Source organism: Sulfurimonas sp., from assembly GCF_014859695.1.
Taxonomy (GTDB): Bacteria; Campylobacterota; Campylobacteria; order Campylobacterales; family Sulfurimonadaceae; genus Sulfurimonas.
Genome location: NZ_JACUTS010000006.1, coordinates 31418 through 52402 on the forward strand (window position 1 = coordinate 31418; position 20985 = coordinate 52402).

Annotated in this window: 20 protein-coding genes; 9 read left to right on the top strand and 11 right to left on the bottom strand. The window is 38.4% G+C overall.

Going from position 1 to position 20985, the window contains the following annotated elements; all coding sequences use genetic code 11:
• Window positions 1–480, top strand: a complete 480-nt coding sequence (locus IBX42_RS02590; RefSeq protein WP_294928357.1) for a hypothetical protein — start codon at window positions 1–3, stop codon at window positions 478–480.
• Window positions 480–2069 carry a phosphoglycerate dehydrogenase gene (gene serA / locus IBX42_RS02595; protein ID WP_294928360.1) on the top strand — a complete coding sequence of 530 codons (1590 nt, stop codon included), beginning with the start codon at window positions 480–482 and terminating at the stop codon, window positions 2067–2069. Before IBX42_RS02590 ends, serA begins: the two co-directional genes overlap by 1 nt.
• A gap of 71 nt (window positions 2070–2140) precedes the next feature.
• Here the strand turns inward: serA and IBX42_RS02600 are convergent, their stop codons facing one another.
• From IBX42_RS02600 to IBX42_RS02620, 5 genes are all read right to left on the bottom strand, one after another.
• Window positions 2141–3832 (bottom strand): efflux RND transporter permease subunit, encoded by a 1692-nt coding sequence (locus IBX42_RS02600; protein ID WP_294928363.1) that lies wholly within the window; start codon window positions 3830–3832, stop codon window positions 2141–2143.
• Window positions 3825–5414, bottom strand: a complete 1590-nt coding sequence (locus tag IBX42_RS02605; protein WP_294928366.1) for an efflux RND transporter permease subunit — start codon at window positions 5412–5414, stop codon at window positions 3825–3827. Before IBX42_RS02605 ends, IBX42_RS02600 begins: the two co-directional genes overlap by 8 nt.
• Before the next feature lie 9 nt (window positions 5415–5423).
• A complete protein-coding gene (locus IBX42_RS02610) occupies window positions 5424–6212 on the bottom strand; it encodes an efflux RND transporter periplasmic adaptor subunit (protein ID WP_294928369.1) in 789 nt (262 codons plus the stop codon).
• Window positions 6209–7573 (bottom strand): TolC family protein, encoded by a 1365-nt coding sequence (locus IBX42_RS02615; RefSeq protein ID WP_294928372.1) that lies wholly within the window; start codon window positions 7571–7573, stop codon window positions 6209–6211. Before IBX42_RS02615 ends, IBX42_RS02610 begins: the two co-directional genes overlap by 4 nt.
• A gap of 95 nt (window positions 7574–7668) precedes the next feature.
• The gene (locus IBX42_RS02620) at window positions 7669–8385 is read right to left on the bottom strand and encodes an HD domain-containing phosphohydrolase (RefSeq protein ID WP_294928375.1); all 717 of its coding nucleotides are present in this window, start codon (window positions 8383–8385) and stop codon (window positions 7669–7671) included.
• A gap of 332 nt (window positions 8386–8717) precedes the next feature.
• Here IBX42_RS02620 and IBX42_RS02625 point away from each other — a divergent pair, with 332 nt between their 5' ends.
• The 4 genes from IBX42_RS02625 to IBX42_RS02640 are packed head-to-tail and all read left to right on the top strand — an operon-like array spanning window position 8718 to window position 10958.
• On the top strand, window positions 8718–9038 hold the full coding sequence (locus tag IBX42_RS02625; RefSeq protein ID WP_294928378.1) for a hypothetical protein: 321 nt from the start codon (window positions 8718–8720) through the stop codon (window positions 9036–9038).
• A complete protein-coding gene (locus tag IBX42_RS02630) occupies window positions 9038–9655 on the top strand; it encodes a type III pantothenate kinase (protein WP_294928381.1) in 618 nt (205 codons plus the stop codon). The genes IBX42_RS02625 and IBX42_RS02630 overlap by 1 nt, the downstream gene beginning before the upstream one ends.
• A complete protein-coding gene (gene hisG / locus IBX42_RS02635; protein WP_294928384.1) occupies window positions 9649–10278 on the top strand; it encodes an ATP phosphoribosyltransferase in 630 nt (209 codons plus the stop codon). The genes IBX42_RS02630 and hisG overlap by 7 nt, the downstream gene beginning before the upstream one ends.
• On the top strand, window positions 10275–10958 hold the full coding sequence (locus IBX42_RS02640; RefSeq protein WP_294928387.1) for a class I SAM-dependent methyltransferase: 684 nt from the start codon (window positions 10275–10277) through the stop codon (window positions 10956–10958). The genes hisG and IBX42_RS02640 overlap by 4 nt, the downstream gene beginning before the upstream one ends.
• Before the next feature lie 6 nt (window positions 10959–10964).
• On the opposite strand, the gene IBX42_RS02645 is transcribed toward IBX42_RS02640, so the two are convergent.
• Complete coding sequence (locus IBX42_RS02645) at window positions 10965–12083, bottom strand: hybrid sensor histidine kinase/response regulator (RefSeq protein WP_294928390.1); 1119 nt, start codon at window positions 12081–12083, stop codon at window positions 10965–10967.
• Window positions 12084–12137: 54 nt separating this feature from the next.
• Window positions 12138–13265 (bottom strand): metallophosphoesterase, encoded by a 1128-nt coding sequence (locus IBX42_RS02650; protein ID WP_294928393.1) that lies wholly within the window; start codon window positions 13263–13265, stop codon window positions 12138–12140.
• Between the two features lie 43 nt (window positions 13266–13308).
• Here IBX42_RS02650 and IBX42_RS02655 point away from each other — a divergent pair, with 43 nt between their 5' ends.
• Together IBX42_RS02655 and IBX42_RS02660 are read left to right on the top strand one after the other, a co-directional pair.
• A complete protein-coding gene (locus IBX42_RS02655; protein ID WP_294928396.1) occupies window positions 13309–13959 on the top strand; it encodes a class I SAM-dependent methyltransferase in 651 nt (216 codons plus the stop codon).
• A 47-nt stretch (window positions 13960–14006) separates the two neighbouring features.
• Window positions 14007–14639: a YceI family protein gene (locus tag IBX42_RS02660; RefSeq protein WP_294928399.1), complete on the top strand. Its 633-nt coding sequence runs from the start codon at window positions 14007–14009 to the stop codon at window positions 14637–14639.
• A 64-nt stretch (window positions 14640–14703) separates the two neighbouring features.
• On the opposite strand, the gene pdxA is transcribed toward IBX42_RS02660, so the two are convergent.
• The 4 genes from pdxA to IBX42_RS02680 all read right to left on the bottom strand — a co-directional run bounded on the left by pdxA (window position 14704) and on the right by IBX42_RS02680 (window position 19796).
• Window positions 14704–15675, bottom strand: a complete 972-nt coding sequence (gene pdxA, locus IBX42_RS02665) for a 4-hydroxythreonine-4-phosphate dehydrogenase (protein WP_294928402.1) — start codon at window positions 15673–15675, stop codon at window positions 14704–14706.
• Entirely contained in the window at window positions 15672–16454 is a 783-nt protein-coding gene (locus IBX42_RS02670) for a pyridoxine 5'-phosphate synthase (RefSeq protein WP_294928404.1), read from the bottom strand. Before IBX42_RS02670 ends, pdxA begins: the two co-directional genes overlap by 4 nt.
• Window positions 16455–16582: 128 nt before the next feature.
• A complete protein-coding gene (locus IBX42_RS02675) occupies window positions 16583–18517 on the bottom strand; it encodes a thioredoxin domain-containing protein (protein WP_294928407.1) in 1935 nt (644 codons plus the stop codon).
• A 79-nt stretch (window positions 18518–18596) separates the two neighbouring features.
• Window positions 18597–19796: a cation:proton antiporter gene (locus IBX42_RS02680; protein WP_294928410.1), complete on the bottom strand. Its 1200-nt coding sequence runs from the start codon at window positions 19794–19796 to the stop codon at window positions 18597–18599.
• 160 nt (window positions 19797–19956) lie between these two features.
• Here IBX42_RS02680 and IBX42_RS02685 point away from each other — a divergent pair.
• A partial coding sequence (locus tag IBX42_RS02685; protein ID WP_294928413.1) for a cache domain-containing protein occupies window positions 19957–20985 on the top strand: 1029 nt, incomplete at its 3' end.

The following is a 20985-nucleotide window of genomic DNA, read 5'->3' on the forward strand; positions in this document are numbered from 1 at the left end:
GTGCAAAAAATTCTTAAATGGCTAACCCTGCTCATCGCGGTAGGGGTAGCTGTTTTTGTTGTTTTCTTTCTTATTTCAATTAATTCTAATGAAACCACCGTTAACTTAACTCCGCTTGAACACAAAAGTGAAGTTGTTGTAAAAGAACCAAAAAATATATGGCTAGAGAGTTTTTCAAAAACTGAGAAGCTGGGTTATTTTTATCCGGTTAATGAAGTTTTTATCCAAGTTGATTTAAATGAGAAAGTAGCAAATGAAACTATTTATAAACTCTCTGCTCCTATAGCTGATCCTTATCAGCTCTTCTGTTTAAAAGAGGAGTTAAAGCAACATCAGCTAAAATACTATCTTAAAAAAGATAAAAACGGTGCAGAGTTGCTAATTTACTCAAAAGAGAGAACCAAGCTGGACTCTCTCGTAGAAGTTCTAAAAAACTATCAAATTTCAGCCACTGTTGGGCTATACAAAGAGGATACATAATGCAAAAACATACTATAGTTGTTTGTGACCATATTCATGAAGCCGGTTTGGAGATGCTTCGAAATGATGAAAACATAAACTTTATAATGGCGGCTGACGAAGACAAAGTAAAGCTTTTAGATATTATTGAACAGGCTGATGTTGCTATTACAAGAAGTTCAACAGATGTTGACGATAAGTTTATCGCGCATGCTAAAAACATGAAAGCAATTGTGCGCGCTGGTGTTGGTGTTGACAATGTTGATATTCAGGGGTGTTCAAAAGAGGGAATTATAGTTATGAACGTTCCTACTGCAAACACTATTGCCGCAGTAGAGCTAACCATGACGCATATGCTCTCATGTATGAGAATGTTTCCATATTCACACAACCACTTAAAGCAAGAGAGAGTGTGGAAAAGAGAGAAGTGGTACGGGTATGAGCTTAAGGGTAAAAAACTGGGTGTCATCGGATTTGGAAATATCGGAAGCCGTGTAGCAAAGAGGGCGCAAGCTTTTGAGATGGATATTGTAGCTTATGACCCATACATAAACCCCTCTAAAGTTACCGACTTTGATATGACATACACGAAAAACTTTGAAGATATTTTAGCGTGTGACATTATTACTATCCACACGCCTAAAAACAAAGAGACTCTCAACATGATAAGCAGTGCCGAGATTGCAAAGATGAAAGACGGTGTCGTTCTTATCAACTGCGCAAGAGGCGGTCTTTACAATGAAGAGGCACTTTATGCAGGTCTTAAAAGCGGTAAAATCCGTTTTGCCGGTATTGACGTATTTATGAAAGAGCCCGCAACTGACCATCCTCTTCTTGAGCTTGATAATATCACGGTATCTCCTCATCTTGGTGCGAATACTTACGAATCGCAGTACAACATTGGGGTTCAGGCTGCTGCAAACGCAATCGCTGCGGCAAAAGGTATCTCATATCCACATGCCATGAATTTACCTATTGATGAGAGCAAGATACCTCCGTTTGTTAAACCATTCTTAGAGATGGGGCAGAAGATCGGTTTTTTAGAGTCTCAGCTTAACAAATCACAGATTATCTCCATAAAAGTAAGCGGGCAGGGTGAAATCTCAAAATATGTAGATTCACTTGCTACTTTTGTTGCAGTAGGCGCCATGAGTCAAATAAGCGATGACACGATTAACTACGTTAACGCTGATTTTATTGCTAAAGAAAAAGGGATAAAGATAGAATCAGAAGCACTTAATGACTCATCTGTTTATAAAAACCTTATTACAATTAAACTGACTACTGCAGAGGGCGGAACTACGACTATCAGTGCTACAATTTTTGACGATAATGTATTTAGAATCGTTACGATTGATGGTTTTGATATTGAAGTGGCACTCAAAGGCGATATGGTTGTCCTTAAAAACAGAGACGTTCCGGGCGTTATCGGAAATATCGGTTCTACTTTGGCAAAACATAGCGTAAATATTGCAGACTTTTCACTTGCGAGAAATGACAAAAAAGAGGCCCTTGCCGTTATTTTAGTGGATAATATCATAAATGATATTACGCTAAAAGAGCTTTTAGAAATTGACGCTTGTATAAGTGTTCAATATGCAAGAATGTAGAGTATACTTAAATAGTTAGGAAGGGACAAAAAGGTTCCTACAGCCCACACATCGTTAAGATGTGTGAGAAATCACTCCCCTTTATTCAAATCAAAATGTCTCTCTAAGTCGGCTCTGTATAAAAGTATCGGCACAACCATTAGTGAAGCAATAACCGCCGCAACTGTTCCAAATATAAGAGCAACACCAAGACCTCCAAATACCGCATCTCCAGCTAAAAGAGTTGATGCAAGTATTATCGCCGCAGCTGTAAGAAAAATCGGTTTTGCACGTGTTGCGGTCGCATAGGCGATTGCTTGGGCCTTTTGCATGCCACTCTCTTTCATTAGTGAAGCCGTAAAGTCAATCAGAAGCAGAGAGTTTCTTGAACTTATCCCGATAAGCGCTATAAAACCTATAAGGGATGTAGCGGTTAAGAAGAAAGTGTCTGCAGTAAATAGATCCATTATCCAGTGACCGACAATGACCCCTATGATTGAGAGGAATGAACCTAGGAGGATTATGCCGCTAAGCGTATAACTTTTATAGTAGATAACCATAAGCAAAAAGATAAGAACCAAAGCGGCAATAAATGCAGCACCGAGCTCTACAAAGGTGTCTAGTGTTACCTCCATCTCTCCGTCCCAAATCAACTTATAGACGTTTTGAGAGCTTTTGTCAGTCAGTTTAAGGTTGAAGAGACCTGTTTTTTCGATCTCATACCTGTCGCTAAATGTGTCCAAAATAGTATCTCTTGCCTCCATAAGCGGATAAACCTGTGAAACCATGTTAGTTTCAGCCATGACGTTTGTCATCCGGTGCAGATTTTTGCTCATAATCATTGGGTTTGATTTTTTAGGCACAATGGTTACTAACTCCGTAATGGGCGTCATCATCCCCATCTGATTCATAAGTTTCAAAGAGGATAGTTTTGCTTTGATGGCATTAACATCTTTTGATGAGAATTTTTTAAACTCAAGACTAAGCGATAAATAGATAGGAATCTGATCGTTTGCAACATCTGAGTTTTTTACAGCAATCTGCATCCCCTCAAATGCAAGATAGAGTATGTCGTTGAGCTGTTTTACATTGATGCCGGAGAGTGATACTTTTGTGCTGTCCACTTCTACCTCAAAAGTGTCGTAAATCTCATCTTGCATAACTTCAATATCTACAAGACCTTTAGTTTTTTTAAACACCTCTGAGACTCTGTTTGAGAGCTCTCTGATTCCATCTGCATCATCTCCGTATATCTCTGCTACAATAGCCGCCAAAACAGGAGGTCCTGCGGGTGGTTCAACAAAAGTGATGGTTGTTTTGTCATAAATAGTAGAGCAGCTTTTTTGGATGTCGGGTCTCATTCTTTGAACCATAAAGTATGAGGGTTCTTCTCTGTGATGTTTTTCGGAGAGATTTACTACGATTTCTGCCACATTTTCCGAGTTTTTAAAGTGTGAACCTTTGATAAGACCGGCAAAATCAAGAGGTGCGCCCATGCCCAAAAATATCTCAAAATCTTCAACCTCTTTCTCCTGTTTTATAAAACCTGCCACGCACTCAGTTACTCTTCTTGTTTGTTCAATCGAGCTTCCCTCAGGCAGAGTTGTGTAGATAGTAAATGTATCATTGTTTTTTCCCGGAAGCATCTTTGCTAAAACCATTTTGCTAGGGGCTATCATTAAGACCGAGAGAATAAAAGCTATAAGAGTTGCAAAAAGGATCAAGTTCCTTTGAAGGGGGCTCTGTATTCCGTTAAATACCGCATCTTGAAATTTTTTAAACATGCTTCTTCTCCTCAGAGTGAAAATCCGGTTTTTTCAGCATTCTAGTCGCTAAATAGGGTGTAAAGATATATGCAACAAAGAGAGATGCAATAAGCGCCACGGGAACATTCGCAGGAATAGGTTTCATAAACTGTCCCATCATCTGCCCAACAAATGCCATCGGTACCATAGTCATAATAATAGCCAGTGTTGCTATATTTGTCGGCGGTCCGATCTCATCGGTAGCTTTGATCATAATATCATCAATGCTCTCATGTTGGGCCTCTTTTGAGTGAAGGTGTCTGTGAATATTCTCTATTACAATAATGGCCGCATCGACTAAGAGTCCAAGCGAGAGTAAAAACGCAAAGAGCGTTATCCTGTTTATGGTCTGTCCGCTTAAGTAGGCAACAAAAAGCGTTATCGCCAGAATTGCAGGAACCGTAAAGGTTACAATGAGAGACTCCCTCCATCCAAGCACCAAGATAAGCAAGATTGCAATGATTACAATGGATAAAAGAAGGTGGTATACAAGTTCGTTAACCGCTTCGTTTGCTCTTTGTCCGTCGTTTCTAGTAATTACATACCCGATACCGTTCTTGCGAAAAAACTCTTTTGAGTTCTCAAGCTCGCTTTTTACCGCATCTGCAATTATTACCGCATTTGTGCCCTGAAGTTTTGAGACACTGAGTGTTACCTGGTTTAGAAGAGGAGAGAATTCTCCGTTTTCACCCTTTTTGCTAATGGTCGCAGATTTAAAGTTTTGTATATTATGGGAGAGTGTTACTTTTGCAATTTGTCTTAGATATACGGGCGAGTTCATGTAGGTTGCAATGATTATATTGCCTATATCTTCTGCGCTCTCTATTGCATTTTTGACACCAAGCATAATTATCTCATTCTCTTTTGTTCTGTTTTTTACTGCCGGAACACTGTATGCAAGAGATTGGACTCCTTGAACAATCTGTCCCATAGAGATGTTATAGCCTGAGAGTTTATTGAGGTCCACTTCAATATTGAACTGCTGTTTGTCTCCGCCTTTTACCTCCGTAACCGCTACATTTGCCAGTCCGTTGATACGGTGTTGAATCTCTTTGACTCTGTCGTAGAGCTCAGTTTTGCTCATCTGTTTGTCTTTTGAGTAAAAAGCAACCGATACGATTGGTATGTCGACATCTATGTCAAGCGGCTTGATTATAGGATTCATAGCGCCCCGGGGAAACATATCTGCATTTTGCATTATTTTGTCATAGACTTTTAGGTTTGAATCCTCTTTTTTCTCCCCGATATAAAATGCCGCGTTTACAATACCTACGTTATCCATCGCCATTGAGGAGATATTCTCAACCCCTTTGACCTCTTTTAGTTTTCTCTCTAATGGTTTTACTATGACTTTTTGTATCTCCGCCGCACTAGCTCCGGGAAGTGCCACAATGACCGTTGAACCGCTTACAACCATCTGCGGATTCTCTTCGCGAGGCATGATGTTAAGCGATAAATAGCCGATGGCGAGCAAAAAAATACCAAGAACAATAGTGAGAGGATTTCTTAAAAACCCCGCGGCAAGTCGTCCTGCAATATCTGTCGGTTTATAGCTGTTCATACTTTTCCCCTACTCTATAACTATAGTAGCATACATGCCGGGATAGATGGATTTGTAAACATTTTTAAAAGAGATCTTGATTTTAAATGAGTGTGTCATAGGGTTTGAGCTCGGTATGATTGCACTTATGGTACCAATGGTTTTTATGTTTCGTGATGGAATATTTATTACAACTTTTTTCCCCTCTTGTATGAGACTTAAGTTGTCTTCGCTAATCTCTGCAGATATTTTAAGGTTTGAGAGATCAGAGAGCTCAAGCGCAGGCATCCCCGGCATTGCCATCTCCCCAACATTGACATTTTTGCTAACTATTACCCCGTCGTTTGGTGCGGTAATATTTAGGTAGCGGTACTGGTTTTTTACCTCTTCACGTTGCGCTTGCGCTTGAGCCACCTGCTTTTTTGAGATAATTATCATATGTGCAAGGTTATTTTCTGCAAGTGCGAGATTTTCGACCTCAAATTTTGAGACCATATCTTTCTCTAGTAGTCTCCTATGTCTCTCAAGGTTTAGCTTAACGTTCGTGTATTGATTTTGATACATCTGAAGACTGAGCTGTGCTTGTGAGATTGCAAGTTCTACTTGAATAAGAGCCGAATCTATCTCTTTTGAATCAATAGTATAGAGAAGGTCTCCCTTTTTTACTTCATCGCCCTCTGAGACTTTAACGTCTGTAACAAAACCCATAAAACGGCTTGTAATCATCTTTTTGTTATCACTAATTACGGCGCCTGAGAGTGTAATTCCCTCAGCCATAAGTGAGGCTGCTATGCCTAAAAGTAGTAGTAGTTTTTTCATCTATTCTCTCCATTTGCTAATTTTTCAAGTGCGAAAACTCTCTCGTTTCTTTGGTTGATGGTCTGTTGCAGTTGAAGCGTTTTTTGTATCTCTTCAGACTGCTTGATTATGACATCGCTCATGGAAGCGAGCTTTTCTCTATATCTTGCTTCGTAGTTTTTATATATCTCTTGAGCCAGTAAAAGCTCTTTTTTAAGAGAATCAATATCTTTTTCAAGACTCTTTATCTCGGTTATTATCTTTTGTGCTGCAAGTTCAATGCCGCTGTTTGCAAGCTCTAGCTGGTTTTGCATCTTAATATACTCAAGTCTTGACTTCTCGACATTCGCGCTGTCTGAGCCGCCGCTAAAGATGTTCCATGAGAGCCTTGCACCTAAGGTATATGCTTTGTGATCATTCGCCTCACCCAAGAAGGTGTCGTCTGCGGTGGAAACTTCGGCAAATGCTCCAAGTGTAGGGTAGTATGAAGCTTCAGATACCTTTACCATACTCTTTTTGATATCTAGCGCCTTTTTTGCCATCTCTATGTCTAAGTTTTTCTCCACTATCTCCTGCGCAGAAGCATCTACGCTTTTTGTCTCGATGGAGGGGGTTTGGATAGAGGTTACTTTTTGATTAAGCAAAAAACTGATGTAGTGGTAGAGTAACTCTTTGTTTGACTCCATTTGAGAGATAAGCCTTTCAACATTGCCTTTTTTTGACTTTACCTCTAAAAGGTCGGTTCTTTTTGCATACCCCTCTTTTATCATCTCTTTTGTCATATTTTCAAGCGTTTGAATGTTGCCGAGGATGACTTCAAGGTTGGATATCGACTCCTCCAAAAGAGCCATATCGTAAAAACTCTTTTTGGTCTCGTAAATCTTTTGGCTTAAGAGTTTTGACTTCTCAAGTTTTTTTATTTTTATGACCGACTCAGTTATCTCTTCGTAGTTTGAGATCATAAAACCGGTAAATAGAGGCACTTCATACTTTAGTTTGCTTTGGAAGTAGTTTCTTGAGCCGGGGTAGTTTAAGTCATTTGGTGGAGTTGTGTATTGGTCTGGCTGTCCCATATTGTTCATAAACTCATTTGCCCCAAAATCCCCAAAAGTAGCTTCTCGCGAGCTTAGTTTAAACCCAAATACATTTCCTGCATCATCACTTCTTGCAAAATCTTGAATAAAATCAAGTTTACCGTAGTGGTTTGCTGAAGCAGCTTTGGCATCTTGCAATGCACTCTCTATATCTATCTGCGCACTTTTTATCTCTAAATTTTGAGACTTTAATATCTCTAGCGCACTCTCAAGATTTAGTGATTGCGAGGCATTTAAAAGGGAACCGCCGATTGTTGCTATGAACATAAAAGTAAGTATTTTTTTCATACATATCCTTAAATCTGTTTAATTAAGCGGAGATTATAACATATATATATTTTGATTATAATAAAATATATAAAACTTAATAATTATAACTTTTTTTACAAAAGTTTAAGCGCCAAGTGAAGATAAGATTGATTAAATCGATTGACCATGCTTGGATCTCTCATCATCATCTTAAGTGCATCGAATGATGAGTAGTGCGCTCTGTATGGTCTGTTGTTTGTAAGCGCGTCAAATACGTCGCAGATTGATAAAATAGAGGCAAAGTCGCTTATGTCATCTTTTGTAAGTCTATTTGGATATCCCGTGCCATCATAGCATTCATGATGGTGCATAACGGCATCTATTATATAGGGGTCATGGATTTTGTTCTGCTTTAGTATTTCGACGCTATATTGGCTATGTTTTTGTACCAGCGCGGTCTCATTAGGTGACAAACTTCTTTTTTTATATATAATATCTTTGTCTATTCTTTTAATCCCAATGTCATGCAAAAGAGCGGCAGAGCCTAGTTTTAAGAGCTGCTCATCGCTAAATTTTAGTCTATAACCCAGAGTCAAAGCATAGATGGCGACGTGCAGAGAGTGATTTTCAAGCATGTAGTCACTTAGCATATGCGGCATAGTATTTTTTATAAAGGCATCATCATATTTTAAGAGATAAATAATAGCATCAATTATTAGCTCAACGCACCCAATATTTAGTCTATTTTCTTTATTTATCATAAAAATTTCAAAAAGTTGGTTGTTTACTTCATAAAGTAGTTGAAGCCTTTTTTTATGGTCATCTTTATTATATTTTATATAGTGCTTCAAGGTCTCACATGAGAGTATCTGTTTATCTTCATCTTTTTTGTTTATATAGAGGGCATCTTGCTTTTTTAGTTTGTCGTATAAAGCTTGTGTGAGAGCCGTACCTGCTTCAATTATGACAATATAGTCTCTCTCTCTTTTTTTATAAAAATATCAAAAAGTGTAACAGCCCCCACAGCAAGTGCATCAATATCTAGCAGAGTGTATGATTTTGCGTAATTTAGTTTGCTTTTTATAATTTTCATTTTCGAATTATAGCAAAGATTTTTTGGAGTTATACTTTATGGCTAAAGCAATATTTTGATAGAATACATTTTTTAGATAAAGGCGAAGTTATGCAGAGCGTAGTTGATTCTCTTAGAAAAAAAGGGAAGATTTATAAGAAGATGCAAGAGATTGCACCAAGAGATTTGGGTGTTAGAAACAGAATAAAAATATTTAAAGCCACCGATGTCGCCGGCTATTTTTGGGCAATTTTTGCGATAACACAAAAGAGCAAGCTCCTTATAAAAGATGTGCATAAATTTGAGGAGATATACGCAAAATTGGTTCTTTTTTATGGGCATAACTTCAAACACAAAATTATCTTTATAGATGCGCCTATCTGCTCAAAAGCAAAAGAGGCGCTTCTGGCACAAGGCTGGAAGATTCAATAATGCTTCTTTGTGATATAGGAAATACAACTTACCACTTTTTTGAGCAGGGGCACAGTTATAAAAAAGATGCAAAACTTTTTGACCCCTCGTCCATAAAAAAACAGGTCTATTATATCTGCGTAAATAAGCAGGTAAAAGAGCTTTTAGAGCCTCTTAAAAACTGGATTGACCTCTCAGAGTATGTAGATAGAAAAAAGTACTACGAGACGATGGGAATTGACAGAATCATGGCATGTGAGGCGATAGAAGAGGGCGCAGTAGTCGATGCCGGAAGTGCCGTTACGGTAGATGTGGTAAAAGAGGGCAGATTTGAGGGCGGTTTTATCTACCCTGGGCTCAGAGCAATGAGCGAGTGTTACAAAAATATATCGGATGTGCTCGGCTACTCATTTAACTTTGAGCTTGATTTGGATAAAATGCCGAAAAATTCGCGTGATGCGATAAGCTACGGATATCTAAAGCTGCTTCAGGGCGAAGTAGAATCATACAAGATGGATATATATCTCACAGGCGGAGATGCTGCAGTGTTTGCAAAGATATTTCCAGCTTCACATGTAGACGAGACTCTGCTTTTTAAAGGGATGAAAAATATTATGAAAAAGGTCAATATATGTTAACAGTTGCACTTCCAAAAGGACGCATAGCGCAAGAGACGCTAGAGATTTTTGAGACAATATTCGGCGAGAATTTTGCTTTTGATGACAGAAGGTTGATTTTAGAGACGCCCAAGTTTCGTTTTTTGCTTGTTAGAAATCAGGATGTTGCAACATACGTATTTCATCAAGCAGCCGACATAGGTGTCGTTGGACTTGACACATTAGAGGAGCAAGGTTTAGACGTTGTCCGTCTGCTTGATTTAAAGCGCGGTATCTGCAAGGTCTCCATTGGGATGAAAAAGGGCGAGAAGTTTGACTTGAACAAACCTGAGATAAAAGTTGCCTCAAAGATGGTAAATATTACAAAACGTTATTTTGAGGAACGTGCGGTCTCTGTTGACATTATAAAACTCTACGGCTCAATTGAGTTGGCACCGCTTATCGGACTTGCCGACATGATAGTTGATGTGGTAGAGACCGGAACTACTATGAAGCAAAACGGTTTAGAGGTGGTGCAGGATATTATGACCTCTTCTACCTATTTGATTGCAAACAAAAACAGCTACATTGCAAAAAAAGATGAAGTTCTCGATATATACAAAAAGATAAACAGCGTAGTACAAGCGGAACAAAAAGCTAAATGACAAATCTTGACCTTTACGCAAAAGCCGAACATCTCCTAGGCATCGAAGAGGCTACCGAGGCGCTTTATGACCTCTACCGCTCAGAGCTTGATGAGTATAAGATAAAAACACTTCTTGATGTGGGATGCGGACGCGGCGGATTTATGCAGCGTATGATGAGCGATGGAGTAGTCTGCAAGGGAGTTGACCTAAGCCAAGTTATGGTTGATGAGTGCAGAGCTAAAGGTTTGGATGCAGAGTGTATAGATATAGCCGATGAGGGCGGAAAGTATGATGCGGTTGTGGCTATATTTGACGTGCTGAACTTTTTAAATCAAGAAGAACTTTTAAACTTTTTAGATGCAGTTGAGGCAAGACTAAATGATGATGGAGTTTTTATAGCAGATATAAACACTCTGTACGGTTTTAGCGATGTAGCTGAGGGTACTATGAGCAGTGAAAACGAGAAAGAGTTTTTAGTTGTGGATGCCGTCTTTGAGGATGAAAAACTCTATACAAAGTTTACTCTCTTTGAAAAAAACATCAACTCAACATATACAAAACATCAAGATACGATAGTCCAATATTTTCACAAAATCAGAGCTTTTGAGAAGCTCTCTTCTTTAAAGCTTGTAGAGAAACAGACCTTTTCGCTTTATGATACAAAAGATAAAACGCTTCTTATTTTTAAAAAGAGATAGGGTTTATCAATCTATCCATGTTAAAAATTCTATTGTAAAAACTGCACCGTCTTTTCCATTGGAGGCAGTTATAACTCCGCTGTTTTTTTCAACAAGAACTTTTGCCAAATAGAGGCTGACTCCGGAGCTATTTTTTGTACCAAGAGAGGGGAGAAAAATGTCCTCAAAAGATTTGTCCTGTATGCCACCGCCGTTGTCCATTATGGTTATCTTTTTATTCTCAATCTCTATGCGGATTTCTGGATTAAAAATCTCTCTTTGTTTCAAAACTTCTCTTGAGTTGTTTAAAATCGCGAAAATTACCTGTGAAAACTCGTTTACATTACCATATACGGGCTCTTTTTCATGTGAGAGTATATATATCTTTATATCATCAAAATAGAATGTTCCTTCAATAATTGTCAAGATGTCGATAACGGCATCTGCAAGAAAGAACTCTTTGTTATCGGCTGATGGAGTATAGAATTTTTTAAAAGTCTCTATGGTCTCTTCTATAAATTCTATGATATCCTCAGAGCGCTTAATTGATTTAAGGTACTCATCCTTGCTAACAACCGTATCAGATTGAAATTTTTTTTTCATAAGATTGTTGATCGATTCAAGAGACGCCAAGGGCTGCTTCCACTGATAGGCAATATGCATCAAAAGTTCACCCAAAGCGGCTTGCTTTGACTGCTGGAAAATCATCTGCTCATTTATTTTGTTTTTTTGAATCTCTTCTTGAACTCTTGATTCCAGATTTTTTTCATAGGCTCTTAGTTTTAAGTGTGTGTTAACACGTGAGAGAAGTTCATTTGGGTTAAAAGGTTTTATTATGTAGTCCACGCCCCCCGCCTCAAAAGCCATTTGGATGTCTGAGGGTTTATTTTTGGCACTTAAAAATATTACGGGAATATGCGTTGTTTTTGGATTCTCTTTTAGCAGTCTGCATATCTCAAATCCATCTATATTATGAGTCATCGTATCAAGGAGAATAAGATCAATGGCACCATCCTCCGCAAGTTTATCGATGATCTCTGTTTTGTCTTTTAGCGAAATCAGAGTGTACTCTTTTAGTAGATTTGTGAGGGTATTAATGCTATCTGTTTCATCATTAACAACAAGGATAGAGTGCTTATTGTGCATATTAGTCTCCTTTTTCGCCTTGCTAAATAATGCAAGTATTATAGGATAAAATGTTCAATATAAAGCTGAAGGAGTGATAACTATCTCTGTTATCTCTGAACTTGCACCCAGTCTCATTGGCGGTCCCCAAAAACCCGTTCCTTTATTTACATATATCTGCAGGTTTTCATTGTGCCTGTGCAGACCGCTTACATAAGGCTGCTGCAGTTGGACTAAAAACTTAAAAGGGTAGAGCTGCCCGCCGTGAGTATGCCCGCTTAACATCAAATCAACCCCGCCTGTAACTTCATAAATAAATCTCGGTTGATGCGCCAAAAGTAGAGTAGGGGCATCTTTGGTGTTTTTAAGAGCCTTGTGCAAATCCGGCATATATGTTTTTGTTCTATACCCCATTACATCATAAACACCTGCAAGGTTAAAACCTTCTCCCTCCTCTCCTGTATAGACATTTTCATTTTCTAGAACTCTAATACCCAGAGATTTTACAGCGTTTATGATTTTTTCTACGTTATGAAAATATTCATGATTTCCAACGATATAGTATGTTCCAAATTTTGAATTTAATTTTGCAAGTTCCATTAGCGTCTCTTTTGCAGCTGAGACATCTACGTCAATTAAATCGCCTGTTACTACTACAATGTCTGGATTTAGAGCGTTTGCTTTTTGCACAATCTCCTCTATGAAACTTTTATCTATAAGTCCACCAATATGTATATCGCTAAGTTGGATAATCTTGTATGGTTTTTTTAGGTTCTTTATCTCTATGGTAACCTTTTGAACCTCTACAAATTTTGCATTGTAGATAGATTTTAACGTCAAAGTCGCTGCGGCAGCCATAGATGTAACGTCAAGCGATTTTTTTAAAAAATTTCTTCTTTGTTGTGAGATTGGAGCAAAGGAGAGTAAAAGCCTTGAAATATCGTAAACAACAGCGCTCCAAAAAAGCAAAAAGAGTACGCCGATAGGAACGGAGAAGAGAAAATAGAGCCAGCTCGGAGTATTTACATAGTATCTGGCAAGCATATAACATAAAATGCCGATAAGATTAATGATAAGAAATATACGAAGATAGCGTTTGATTTTTTGGCTTATATCAAGTTTTGCTACAAGTCTTTTACTTATGTACATGTTAAGCAGGATGAAGACACCGATAAAAGCAGTAAAAAAGAGGATATAGTTCATGCCAAAAGTATATCTAAATTGAAAAAATGTTATTATTGTTTTTATGAAAAAATGTAAAATATGCGGTAGCGTCACAACTCAAATAATCAAGACAAAAAATCAAAAAAAATACCATAAATGTCCGACATGTAGCTATATTTTTCTTGATGAGATTTTTTATGTTGATGAAGTGCGTGAAAAACAACATTATGATAAACATGACAACAATCTTGAGTCTCTCGGCTATGTTAAGATGTTTGAAGATCTCATAGAAGAGTTTGTCATGCCATATAAAAAAGAGATAAAAAGCGCCTTTGACTTTGGATGCGGAGAGGGTAAGGTTTTGCCTATTTTATTGCAAAGAGAAGGTATAGTTTGTGACGGCTATGACCTATTTTACTTTCCAAAAAAGGTTTATAAAGATAAAAAATATAACCTCGTTGTTTCTACGGAGGTGTTTGAACATTTGCAAAATCCACTTGAAGTTTTACAAGAGCTACTCTTGCATGTAGAAAAAAACGGTTATCTTTTGCTTATGACCGCCTTTCGTCCAGCTGATGACGAAGAGTTTTTAGAGTGGTGGTATATTCGTGACATAACGCATATCGGGTTTTTCAATCTGCAGACATTTGAGTATCTCGCAGCCAAGCTCGGTCTTGTTATAATTAAACATAACTTTAAAAATAAAGTTCTTTTTCAAAAGAGAGAAGTTTAAAAAGAAATAGAGGATATACTCCCTCAAAATAATGTCAAGGATTAAAAATGAAAAACACGATTATCTCAGCACTTATGGTTCTTATTTTAGTATCAGGTGCAAATGCAAGCCAAAAAAGCGGATGTGAGTTGGCTCAAGTGGGTGCTGTTGAGGTTAGTTGGACAGGCTATAAAACAGAGAAAAAGGTAGGTGTAGGCGGAGTTTTTGACAGTGTAACTTACACTCCTGTTGCAAAAAGCGGAGAGAATTTTCGCTCAATCTTAGTAGGTTCATCTGTTGTAATTGATACTTCGAGCGTAAACTCAAAGAATGAGGGGCGTGACGAGAAACTTGCTAAATTTTTCTTTAGCATGATGAGTGATAAAAACATCAAAGCAAAAATCGTAGACATCAAAGCTGATAAGAGAGTAAAAAATGCTCCAAGAACAGGCGTTGTTGATGTAGAGATTGAGATGAACGGAGTTAAAAAAGTTGTTCCTATGAAATACAGCTTTAGTGATAGTATTTTTGAAGCAAAAGGGAGTATTGATATTTTAGACTTTAGCGCAGGCGATGCTCTCTCATCAATAAACAAAGCATGTTTTGACCTTCATGAGGGAAAAACATGGAGCGAAGCAGGGATAGCATTTAAAACTAAGATAGAAGCTATTCTTTGTAATGTAGAACCGTTAAAAGAGTAGTATAGAACATAAAAAAAACATAAAGTGTCAGTTTTTCTCCCATATCCGAAAGATAGGGGTAGCTTTAGGGGGTTGTAGGGACATTTGTCCCTGCCGCTAAAACGGACGAGTTCGTTTTTGTGCGTAACATCAGTATACTGCTCTTAATTGCATTTATATAGCTAAGAGTGTTTGCTTTGCCCATGTAGGCAATGTCAAACGCAGTTCCGTGATCTACCGATGTTCTGATTATTGGTAGGTTAAGTGAGACATTTATACTCTCATCAAAGTAGAGCGCTTTTAGAGGTGCCAGCCCTTGGTCGTGATACATTGCCACAAAGTATCTATACTTCTCTCTGGCATGCGGCGCAAAAGCGGTGTCAGGCACTAAGGGACCCACAAACTGCTCAAAACCTATCTTTTTGTTTGCACTCTTGATAGCCTTTGTAATTTTTAGCTCTTCATCTCCCAACACTCCGTTATCACCCGCATGAGGATTAAGACCAAGAACTGCCACGCTCTCATTTGGTATTGAGTTATGAAGAGTTAAAAAGAACTCTTTTAGCTTTTTATACTGCACTGCAAAAGCCACATCTTTTAGCGGAATATGTTCGGTAAATAGAGCAACAAACATCTTCTCGCACCCAAGCATCATAATGGCATCTCTTTTGAAATAGTCGCGAAGCACATCCGTATGCCCTTTGTAGTGCAGACCAGCTAACATCCACGCCTCTTTGTGAATTGGCATCGTTACAACAGCATCAGCCTCTTTTGCTTCGCAAAGTTTGATGGCGCTCAAAAATGAGTCGTAGGAGTATCTTCCCGCATGTTTGTCAACGCACCCCTCTTTTATATTGAAGCTTCCATCAACCTCATGCAAGAGAAAATCGGAGGGAATATAAACATCCAAAAGCTCGCAAGCCTGATTTAACATGTAGGAGTTTATGCAATAGATGGGAGCGCAGAGTGCGGAGACCTCTTTGTGGGCTTTAAGGGCTATTTCAATGCCGACACCGTTTAAGTCGCCGACACTTATTGCAATGCGCTTTTTGCTCATCTTGAAGTGAGTCTCTTCATCTCTTTTATAGCTTCAGCCAAGCCGCTAAAGACGCTTCTTGCAACAATGCTCTGACCGATGTTTAACTCCGTTATTTCCGCAATCTTCATCATCTCATGAACATTATGGTAGTTTAGTCCATGTCCTGCGGCAACTTCCAGCCCTATCTTTTTGGCATGTTTCGCGACTGCGGTAATCTCAGCGATAGATTTTTCAAGCCTAATTGCGAGCTCGTTTCTAGGAAGTTCAAGCTCTTTTAGTGAGTGGTTTGAGTGAGAGAGTGACGAGTTGAGCATCGCAAATAGATTTGCAAAACTCCCCGTGTGAAGCTCAACCATCTCCGCTCCAAGCTTTTTTGACATTTCAACCGCTTCAATGGTTGGGTCGATAAAGAGCGAAACCGGGATAAGGTAGTCGTGAAGAAGCTCTATCACATAAGCAATCTCATCTTCATAGCCAAAGACGTCAAGCCCGCCTTCCGTTGTGACTTCTTCTCTTTTTTCAGGAACCAAAGTTGCGCGGTGGGGTTTTAAATCTGTTACGATATTTAAGATATCTCTGTTGATGGAGCACTCTAAGTTCACGGGAAGGGCAGAGTGCTTCATAATATTGTAGGCATCGACGTCTTGAATATGACGTCTGTCTTCTCTTAGGTGGATAGTAATCTGATCTGCGCCATTTTGACATGCAGCATAAAGAGCATTCAAAATGTCAGGGTCATTTACACGTCTAGCCTCTCTCAAAACCGCTACATGATCGATGTTTACGCCAAGCTTCATGCTATTCAAATCTTTTTCTACTTTCTGTGAAGAGGGTGTTGATAATCATTTCTCTCACAAGCGGTAAAAACACTCATAGTTCCAAGCGCCAAGATTGCCACTATAATAATATTTTTCATCACAAATCCTTAAAAACTTTTTTTTATTATATCATTGATTTTGTTAATGTCGTCCGTATTTGCAAAGCAGCTTTTGTTGCCGCAAACCATAAAGTTTTCATCCTCAGAAGCCTTTTTTTGGATAAACGGATACTCTAAGAAAGCTAGCTCAAGCGTATTGGCTTCAAGCTTTTTTTGGTTTGATTTTATAACCCTCTCACCCTTTAGATACCTTAGTATCTGGCGCAACATATAGGGATAAATAACTGGTCGTCTTCCTAATTCATAGGAGTTGTACTCCATCGTTTTAAACGCAAAGTGGCTGTATTTATCATCTTCTAGAAGTGTACTGAGCGAGAGCAGAACATCTACCATGATAGAGACCGGACTTGTGTATGTGTTGTCCGAGATTTCAGCTTTTGTCTCAAGCTCTCCTATGCTGAATCTCCATGTTCCTTTGTCGTAAAATCTCTCTAACGCCATATTTGCGAAGTGCTGTGCACGGATAAGATATAACTCATTTTGCGTAGAGTTAAATGCTTCGATAAGTGCTTGAGCTAAAAATGCGTAATCCTCTAGAAATGCCTCCACTTTTGGAGTTTTATGAATAAGCGTAGTGTGATATAGTTTGCCATCAATAAACATAGTCTTAAGAAGCGCATCGAGGCTTTTTATTGCACTTTGTTTATATGTGTTATCAATCTTGCCGAGGTTAAAGAGAGATTTTATCATCATACTTGACCAAGAGGTTTGGATTTTTTTGTCAATAAATGGATACTCTCTGCCTGCTCTTAACCCACGGAGCAGAAATTTTATATTTTCAAAATTTTTGGGTACATCTTCGCCTTTTAATCTGACTATATTTTTTCCCTCAAAATTTCCATCTTCGCTGATACTGAGAAGGTCTAAAATCTCATCAATATCTGTGTATCCGTTGTCTGAGAGCAGTTTATAAACTTCATCGTAGCCGTATATAAAGTATGTTCCCTCTTCGCCCTCACTGTCAGCATCGCTCGCACTGTAAAAGAGCGTGTCTTCGCTCATATGGTTGTGCCAAAAATCCGCAATCTCTTTTGCTACATGTAAGAAACTCTCGTCACTGTATGTGAGGTAGGCGTTTGTATATATTTCGCAGAGTAGGGCGTTGTCGTAGAGCATCTTTTCAAAATGCGGAACGAGCCATTTATCATCAACACTGTAGCGGCAAAATCCGCCGTCAACCAAATCATATATGCCCCCTTTTTTCATGTTTTGCAGCGTATTTAAAATCATCGCTTTTGCCGCTTTATCGCCGTAGAGTTTGTCTATAACCAGAAGTGTTCCAAGCGTGCTTACATGCGGAAATTTCGGAGCGACCGAGAAACCGCCGTAGAGTGTTTCATAGTTGTTTTTTACCTGAAGCATAAAGTTTTTAACAAAATCCTCTTTTAAAACGGTTGCCTCTTTTGGAAGCTCTTTGTGGTTTAAAAAACTCTCAATCTCATCGGCATTTTTAAGCAGCTGCTCATCTTTTGAAGAGACTTTTTCGGCTATAAGTTTGGTTAATTCAATAAACCCCATCCCCTCAACGCTCCCCTCACGAGACTGCGGTGCTATGTAAGTCCCCGCAAAAAAGGGCTTATTCTCAGGCGTGCAGAATATAGAGGTCGGCCAGCCGCCGCTTCTGCGGTTTAGTAGCATGTAGACCTCTTGATAGTGTTTGTCGATGTCAGGACGCTCTTCGCGGTCAACCTTTATGCAGATAAAACTCTCATTTAAGATATCAGCGCACTCTTGATTTTCAAATACCTTCTCCTCCATAACATGACACCAGTGGCATGAGCTGTAACCGATGGAGATAAAGATGGCTTTGTTCTCTTTTTTTGCCTTCTCAAAGGCTTCGTCGCACCACGGATACCAATCTACAGGGTTGTCACAATGTTGTTGTAGGTATGGAGAATCTTCTAGTTTTAATCTATTTGACATGTTCGGTTCTTTATAAATAATTTTTTGTAGAGTAGAGAAATGTTACTAATTTTGCGCTTAAAAAAAATCTTCATACCGCTTAGACACACTCCCCTTTAAAATACTTTTTAAGCAAAAATGGGGGCACAACGGTTGTGATGATGATTACAAAAATAAGCATCGCGTAGATCTCATTTGGCAAAATAGCGTTGACTCTGCCCATCTCTGCAAATATAAGACCCACCTCTCCTCGTGGAACCATAGAGATTCCTATGAGCGCATTGTTTTTGGCACACTTTTGTATGATAAAAAAAGCACCTATAAACTTGCTAAAGAAGGCTATAAAGATAAATGAGAGCCCCATTATCCAAAAAGAGGAGGAGGAAAAGTCGATGATACTAAGATCGACGGAGAGACCGACCATAACAAAAAAGATGGGCGTAAATATCTGGATGATAGGCGTCATGTTTGATTTTACCTCTTTAAGCAGCGGCTCATTTGAGCTTAAAAATGCCCCAAAAGGGAGAAAAAACCTTCTAGATAGAGCAATTCCCGCTGCAAAAGAGCCTAGAATTGCAGGTGCACCGACCAGATGAGAGAGGTATGAAAAAAGAAGAATAAGAGAGATGATGATTGTCGGTATATATCCCGGAACCAAATGACCGGCGTGAAACTTATGAATTGCATACGATATGATTTTTGCAAAAGCGGGTGCTAGGAGTAAAAACGTAACAACCATTCCCGCAACTGAGAGAGTATGCTCAAAATTTGTCTCATGGGAGACAGAGAAATCATAGATAAAAACAAGAAGAATAATCCCTATGACGTCATCAATAACTGCCGCACCTATCACGATTTGGGCAATGTTTGTGTTTTCCATGTGGATATCTTTGAGGACTCTTAGCGTGATGCCTATGCTAGTGGCAGTAAGCGTTCCTCCTATAAAAAGAGAGACGTCAAAAGCGAGTTCAAAGAGGTAGTATGCCGTGAACAATCCAAAACTAAAAGGCAAAATAACACCAAGGATTGCGACTACGAGAGATTTCGCTCCTGCACTTTTGAGGCGCGTAAAATCTGTCTCCAAACCAACCTCAAAAAGAAGTAAAATAATACCGATTTCTGCCAATATTTTTAGGACTTCATTTGGCTCTACAATGCCCAAAACAGAGGAGCCAAGAAGTATTCCGGCAAAAAGTTCGCCAAGAACTGAAGGCACCCCAGCTCTTGCAAAAAGTTCGCCCAATATCCTCGCTGCTATCAGTATAAGAAAGAGTGTTAAAAAAAAGTTATGCACGTCCATGCCAAATTGTACTATATTTATCGGTAAGAGTTTTAATATATAGCTGTTTTTTTATATTTTTTAAACTGTTAAAAGCTTATTGGAACTTATAATTTAAGCAAGTTGTTATATTTTAGTATTATAATAAATAAATATATAAAATTAACCCCAAGCAGTGAGAATGAAATTTAGCAAAAAAATTGTAGTAAGCATCTTGCTGATTCAGATAGTGAGCTCTTTGGTTCATAGTTATTTGAACCATTATCAATACTTGAATGTACTCAAAACAACTATAGAGAAAAAAGAGTGTGACACAAACTATCTTGTTGGAACTATTTTTAACGAGCTAAGGGAAAAATATAGCAACTATGCAAAAGAGCTGCTCTTGGACCCAAAAATCTTAGATGCATTTGCAAACGCAGATCGTCAAAAGTTATATCAGCTGAGTGAACCGATTTACAAAAGCTTAAAGAGAAGCGATAAATATCTTTATATTATGAACTTTTATACAACGGATACGCATGCTTTTTTACGCATGAACAAACCTGAGCAGTTCGGCGGCAACCTTCAAAGTTTTCGTAAGATGATAGTTAGAACCAATGAGACGAAAGAAGCGCAGTACGGGGTAGAATCAGGAAAACACGGACTCTTTTATAGGGTTATGTTTCCTGTCTTTAAAGATGGGGTGCATATAGGTGTATTTGAGTTTGGAGTGGATATAAAATATCTTATGTCGAGATTATCTATTTTAAATTTAAACACTCCTATGCTGCTCATAACCAAAAAAGCAGCAGCGCCGATGTATATGTATGATGAGAATGTAAATGATTACTTCGATGAATTTACAAATGAGTACGTGATACTGAAATTTGATACATCACGTGATAAAGATGTCTCGATTGCCGATGTTGTTGATAAGCAGATTATAGAGAAAAGCAGCTATATAGTAAAAATAGACTTTAGCGATTATCTGCTCTATCGCGGATATGCTCTGCAGGATTATAAAAACTCCCCAATAGGTCATTTCGTCTTTATGGAGAAGATGGATTACTATATGGACACTATTGTCTTTGTTAGACGGGTATCTATCTTGACCACGGCACTTCTTCTAATAGTCATAATTCTTCTGCTCTATAAACTTATAAGCGATTATGCCAGAGAAATTATGATTCAAAAAGATATTTTAGATTATAGAACTCATTATGATTCA